The 797-nt window shown below is 40.3% G+C and carries 1 protein-coding gene; it reads left to right on the top strand.

The window, feature by feature from the left end; translation table 11 throughout:
- Positions 1 to 797, top strand: a 797-nt coding sequence (locus FLB_RS14405) for a hypothetical protein (RefSeq protein ID WP_197488959.1), incomplete at both ends; no start/stop codon positions are given.

The raw sequence follows: 797 nt of genomic DNA, 5'->3' as shown, positions 1-797 counted from the left end.
CAACTTATACTTTAACAACTACTATAACAGCTACTGGTTGTTCTGCTCAAGATACTGTCGTAGTCACAGTAGATGAATTGGCACCAACAGCTAATGCCGGTGATGATTTTACAAAAACTTGTATAGCTAATACTTCTGGAAAAGAAATTGGAGCTGCTCCAGTTAGTGGAATGACTTACTCATGGCTTCCAACAACAGGATTAGACGATGCTACTAAGGCGAATCCAATAGCGAATCCAACGGTAACAACAACTTATACCTTAAGAACTACTATAACGGCTACTGGATGTTCTGCTCAAGATACAGTCGTAGTCACAGTAGATGAATTGGCACCAACGGCTAATGCCGGTGATGATTTTACAAAAACTTGTATAGCTAATACTTCTGGAAAAGAAATTGGAGCTGCTCCAGTTAGTGGAATGACTTACTCATGGCTTCCAACAACAGGATTAGACGATGCTACTAAGGCGAATCCAATAGCGAATCCAACGGTAACAACAACTTATACCTTAAGAACTACTATAACGGCTACTGGATGTTCTGCTCAAGATACAGTCGTAGTCACAGTAGATGAATTGGCACCAACGGCTAATGCCGGTGATGATTTTACAAAAACTTGTATAGCTAATACTTCTGGAAAAGAAATTGGAGCAGCTCCTGTAAGTGGAATGACGTATTCATGGCTTCCCACAACAGGATTAGACGATGCTACTAAGGCGAATCCAATAGCAAATCCAACGGCAACAACAACTTATACTTTAACAACTACTATAACAGCTACTGGTTGTTCTGCTCAA

The sequence above is a fragment of the Flavobacterium succinicans genome (assembly GCF_001662485.1).
Classification (GTDB): domain Bacteria; phylum Bacteroidota; class Bacteroidia; order Flavobacteriales; family Flavobacteriaceae; genus Flavobacterium; species Flavobacterium succinicans_A.
This window is presented reverse-complemented; position numbering and strand designations above follow the sequence as displayed.